Origin of the sequence: Streptomyces sp. SID3212 (assembly GCF_009865405.1) — a bacterium.
Lineage (GTDB): Bacteria > Actinomycetota > Actinomycetes > Streptomycetales > Streptomycetaceae > Streptomyces.
Genome location: NZ_WWJY01000112.1, coordinates 1 through 5,232, shown reverse-complemented (window position 1 = coordinate 5,232; position 5,232 = coordinate 1). Strand labels below are relative to the sequence as shown.

Below are 5,232 nucleotides of genomic sequence, written 5' to 3'. Positions count from 1 at the left end.
CCGGGAGTGCCTGGCCGGGCAGGCGTGAGCGGATGGGGTGTTCACCCGCCCCCGTACGGACGGTGATACCGCCCGGTGCGCCGATCCCGCCGGGCGCACCGGGCCGCGCGCCGGCGGCCACGTGGGCGAAGAACGCCGACGCGTACAGGGCGGGGTCGGCGTCGGCGCCGGGAAGGGCGCTGAGTTCGCTCACGAGACCGTCGCGGTGCCGGACCGTACAGGCATGCGGACCGGTGACGTACGCGGCCAGGGAACAGCCCGGATAACGGTCGAGGATCTCGGCCGCCCACTGCCGCGGTGCGCCGAGGCGGGGATCGTACGGATCGCCGTGGCGCCAGATGAGGTCGGCGAGGTCCAGCATGCCGGGGTCGAGGGTGTCCTCGTGCACGGCCAGATGGCCGTCCCCCGGGCCACCGGGCTCGGTCGAAGGCTGGGAGAAGCGGCGGACCTCGATCACGCCGTCCTCGCGGACACGGGTGACGACGCGTAGAGGCGCGGTGTGCGGGGTGGGTCGGTACGGAGGCAGGGGCAGCGGGTCGAGCAGCGCGGGTCCGGCGGGTTCCGGGATGCCGATCAGGCCGTAGAACAGCTCCCTCAGCAGCTCCGCCGACCGGCCCGGTGCCGACGTGGTCAGCTCCGCCGGGGCGGGGAGCGGCCGGTGAACGGCCAGGTGGTGCTCCACCTGCGGAAGCAGCGGCGCGTACGGGTCGAGCCGCGGAGCCGTACGGACGAACCCGGCGACGGGTGAGGTCGGCCCGAGGCCGTCCAGGGACGCCGACCCGAGCAGGACGGGCGTCCCCAGGGCGGCGGCGTAGTAACTGACCGAGCCGAAGTCACCGATCACCAGGTCCGCGGCGATCAGCGCCTGCCGCCAGCCGTCCAGCGGATCCACGAGTGCCAGACCCGCCCGTACGGCCCGGTCCAGCCACAGCCGCACCTGCCCGGGACCGTGCGCGGCCCAGACGTTCGGGTGGAGGACGGCCGCGGTGCGGTACTCGTCCACGGGCAGATCCGATGCCAACGTCCGCAGCAGCAGGGGCAGTACGTCATCGGATCCACGGTCCCCGAACAGCGAATCGGGATTCCAGGTGGAGTTCAGCAGCACCAGCCGTTGGCCCGGCCGTACCCCCAGCGCTCTGCGGTACCGCTCCCGATGGTGCCGGGCCGCCAGCATCCGGTCGAAACACGGGTCACCACCGAGCACCGCCGCAGGAACGGCCTCGGGACAGGCGACGCCCAACCGCTCGATCTGCTCGGGATGTGAGAACACCATCGCGTCCGCGATCGGTACGCCGTCGGCCAACACCCATTCCGGAGCCAGCCCGAACAGCGGATCACCGAGCCCCGGATCACCAGGCCCCGGATTCCCGAGCCCCCGACTCCCGGTCGTCGGACCCGCTGTCTTCGGCTCCCCGGCCGCCCGTCGGAGCGTCTTATTATATCCAATTCCATGCGAAACAATGACTAACTTCCCCCGGATCTCGGTGAGTTGACCCCCGAAACTCGCCGAGAGAGCAAGGTCCACCGGCGTACGCACGGCTTGCTCCCAGGGCAGCACCGGCACACCGATCGAATCGAGCAGTTCCGTCACACCGCTCTGGAAGGGCGACGAACCGGTGCAGGTCGCGAGCAGCTGAATCCGCAGATCGTCGCGGAAGAGGGGGAGAAGATCGAGGAGACGGGTCGCGGCCGTGACGTTGTGCACGACCAGCAGCACCCGCCGGCACCGCCCCCGAGTGGCCCATCGACCCGCCTCGTCCCCCACCGGCACCCGTACCCACTCCCGCGAGCGCTCCGCCACCGCTCTCACCCCCTTCACCACGTCCCCAAGTCGCGGCACCAACCTATCCGTTGGCCGCGAGAGAGCCCGCTGTCGAGTTCGTACGCCACGAGCGGGCCCACGACGTCGCGGCAGCGGACACGGCGCGTCGGCCCCACGACGGGCCCCCACACCTCGGCCCTTCGACGCGCCCTCGTTGGGGTGACCTCCCGAGCCGGGGTCCTCCGGACGAGTAGACCTTGCTCCCGTGAATCAATTGGCCAATTGGTGCTTCGAGAACCGCCGCAGAGTGGTCGGGGGCTGGCTGCTGGCCCTGGTGGTCCTCCTCGGGATCAGCCAGTCGATCGGCAGCTCGTACAACGAGAGCGTCAGCCTGCCGGGTACGGACTCGCAGGCGGCGGTGTCGCTGCTGAAGAAGAGCTTCCCGTCGGCGTCGGGCGAGAACGACCAGGTGGTCATCGAGGCGCGGAACGGCACCACGGTGCGTTCCTCCTCGGTCAAGGACCCGGTGACCGCCGCGCTCGCCAAAGTGGCCGGTGTCTCCGGCGTGGAGTCGGTCATCAGTCCGTACAGCAAGGCGGGCGCGGGGCAGATCAGCCGGGACGGGACGGTGGCGTTCGCCCGGGTGACCTGGTCGAAGGTGGCCGCGGACGTCACCAAGTCCGACGCCAGGCATCTGATCGACGCCGCGAAGACCGCCGACGGTCCTGACGTCCACATCTCGCTCGGTGGCCAGTCCATCTCCAACGAGGAGGCGTCGGGCCCCGGCCTGTCCATCGCCGTCGGCGTGGTCGCCGCGCTGGTGATCCTGCTGATCGTCTTCGGGGGAGCGCTCTTCTCCTCCCTGATGCCGCTGATCACCGCGATCGTCGCCCTGTTCATCGGCCACGCGATCATCAGCCTGCTGTCCCACGTGATGGACACACCGAGCGTCTCCAGCGACCTGGCGATCCTCATCGGCCTCGGTGTGGGCATCGACTACGGCCTGTTCATCATCAGCCGGCACCGCAGCGCGGTGCGATCGGGAGTCGGTTACCAGGAGGCGGCCGAACAGGCCGTGAACACCTCCGGCCGTACGGTGCTGTTCGCGGGCATCACGGTGTGCATCGCGCTGCTCGGTCAGTTCGCCCTGGGGGTCGACTTCCTGTACGGGCTGTCCGCCGCCTCGGCGATCACGGTCGCCCTGACCATGGCGACCTCACTGACGTTCCTGCCCGCGATGCTCGGGTTCCTCGGTGAGAAGGTCCTCTCCCGCCGGGAGCGTGCCGCTCTTGAGGAGAAAGGTCCCCTCTCCACCGACGCCTCGGGCTTCTGGCTGCGGTGGGGGAGGTTCATCGAGGTGCGCCGGTGGCTCGTGGCCGTGACGTCCCTGGTGGTCGTGGTGGTGGTCGCCCTGCCCCTCTTCAGCCTCCGCCTCGGATCGTCCGGCGCCGCCGCCGATCCGACGTCGTCCACCACACACCAGGCGTTCAACGCTCTCGCGAGGGGCTTCGGGCCCGGGTTCAACGGTCCGTTCCAACTGGTGAGCGCGGTCTCCTCGCCGGACGACAAGAAGGCGTTCGCGCGCTTCCTGTCCGACGCCGCCCACACCCCGGGAGTGGCCCGGGTGACACCTCCGGTGACCTCCCCGAACGGCGAGGCCGCCCTGGCGATCCTCTATCCGACAACCGCTCCGGGTGAGAAGGCGACCGTCACCCTGGTGTCCACGATCCGTCACCTGGCGCCCAGGGCCGAAGGCCCGGGGCACCCCGCTGTCCATGTCGGCGGCGCCACCCCCAGCAACATCGACTTCTCGCGCGTGCTGAGCGACAAACTGCCCCTGTTCATCGCCGTGGTCGTCATCCTGGCGTTCCTGCTTCTGGTGATGGTCTTCCGCAGTCTGCTGATCCCGCTGGTCGCGGCCGTCATGAACCTCTTGTCGGTGGGGGCCGCGCTCGGAGCCCTGACGGCGGTGTTCACGTGGGGGTGGGGTAGTTCGGCCTTCGGCCTGCCGACCACCGGACCCATCGACGCCTTCATCCCCGTGCTGCTGTTCTCGGTGCTGTTCGGGCTCTCGATGGACTACGAGGTGTATCTGGTGAGCCGGATGCAGGAGGAATGGCACCACCAACGCCGCACCGCGCACGGGGACACGGCGGAACTCAGGACCGGAGCCGTACGCCACAACCACGAGGCGGTCACGCTCGGCCAGGCCAAGAGCGGCCGGATCATCGCGGCGGCCGCCAGCATCATGATCCTGGTCTTCGGATCCTTCCTCATCGGCGACAGCTTCGTCCTCAAGGAATTCGGCTTCGGGCTGGGCTTCGCGGTCCTCGTGGACGCCCTGATCATCCGAGGCCTGCTCGTCCCCGCCCTCATGCACCTCATCGGCCCCGTCAACTGGGCGCTCCCCGCCCGCCTCAGCCGTATCGTGCCCGACCTCTCCGTGGAGCGGACGTCGGACAACGGCCACGCGTAACAGCTTCAGGAGAAGGGCGGAGTCCGGCCCGGGGTCATTCCGCCGGCCGGACAAGTGGCGAGGCGGCGGGACGGGGCGGCCCTGACGGGGTGCGGACCAGGAGGAACGCGGAGCGGCGGCGCAGGGTGAAGCCGATGGACTCGTAGAGCCGGATGGCGTCGGTGTTGGCGGCGGACGCGTGCATGAACGGGGTTTCGCCGCGCTCGCGGATGCCCGCCGCGACCGCGCGGACCAGCCGGGTGGCGAGACCCCGGCCCCGGTGGGCGGGGTCGGTGCAGACCGCGCTGATCTCCCGCCACCCGGGCGGGTGGAGCCGCTCGCCGGCCATGGCGACGAGCCGGCCCTCGCGGCGGATACCGAGGTAGGTGCCGAGCTCGACCGTACGGGGAAGGAAGGGGCCCGGTTCGGTACGGGCGATCAGGTCGAGCATCTCCGGTACGTCGGCCGGGGTGAGGCGGACCGCTTCGGCGTCGGGCTCGGCGCGCAGGGACGTGTCGACCAGCTGGACGCCCTGGCCCCGCCGGACCGCCTCCCACCCGTCGGGCAGGTGCGTCGCACCGCTGACCGGGGCGAGGGTGTCAGGACCGACCAGCGCGACGAGGTCGTCCCAGGCGCGGGGATCGGTCGAGTCGGACAGCGCGGTGAACGGGGAGACGTCCGTGGGATAGCGGGCGGCGCGGCCCACCCGCTCGGCGAAGTGGGAGTGCGGGCCGGTGAGCGAGGCCCAGGCGGGGTTGTCGAGGAGGTGCGGCGCCGGGGCGCTCCCGGGCTCCTGGTGGTCCTGCGGCTCGGGCAGCGGCTGGCTCTGGGACGGGTGGACGCTGGTGGACATGATGGTGCCGATCTCCTCGCGAGGGTGCTGATCTCTTGGTGGGCCTTGCCGCCCGGGGTTGCCGTACGGGCCTGGCCACGTGCCTGGCGCGGTGTACGGGGCCGCTCCCCGGCGGGCTCAGTACGGGGCCGCCCCCGCCGGGCCCGGCACGGAGCGGCCTCC

At 70.9% G+C, this 5,232-nt stretch carries 3 protein-coding genes; 1 reads left to right on the top strand and 2 read right to left on the bottom strand.

Annotated features, from left to right (window positions below):
- Positions 1 to 1,840, bottom strand: a 1,840-nt coding sequence (locus tag GT042_RS03395; RefSeq protein WP_161307208.1) for a hypothetical protein, incomplete at its 3' end; no start/stop codon positions are given.
- A gap of 187 nt (positions 1,841 to 2,027) precedes the next feature.
- Here GT042_RS03395 and GT042_RS03390 point away from each other — a divergent pair.
- A complete protein-coding gene (locus tag GT042_RS03390; RefSeq protein ID WP_161307207.1) occupies positions 2,028 to 4,238 on the top strand; it encodes an MMPL family transporter in 2,211 nt (736 codons plus the stop codon).
- 34 nt (positions 4,239 to 4,272) lie between these two features.
- Here GT042_RS03390 and GT042_RS03385 read toward each other — a convergent pair whose 3' ends face one another.
- Entirely contained in the window at positions 4,273 to 5,070 is a 798-nt protein-coding gene (locus GT042_RS03385) for a GNAT family N-acetyltransferase (RefSeq protein WP_161307206.1), read from the bottom strand.
- Positions 5,071 to 5,232: the final 162 nt, after the last annotated feature.

Coding starts and splice junctions, on each gene's coding strand:
- GT042_RS03385 (WP_161307206.1), bottom strand. CDS start 5,070: ATGTCCACCAGCGTCCACCCGTCCCAGAGCCAGCCGCTGCCCGAGCCG.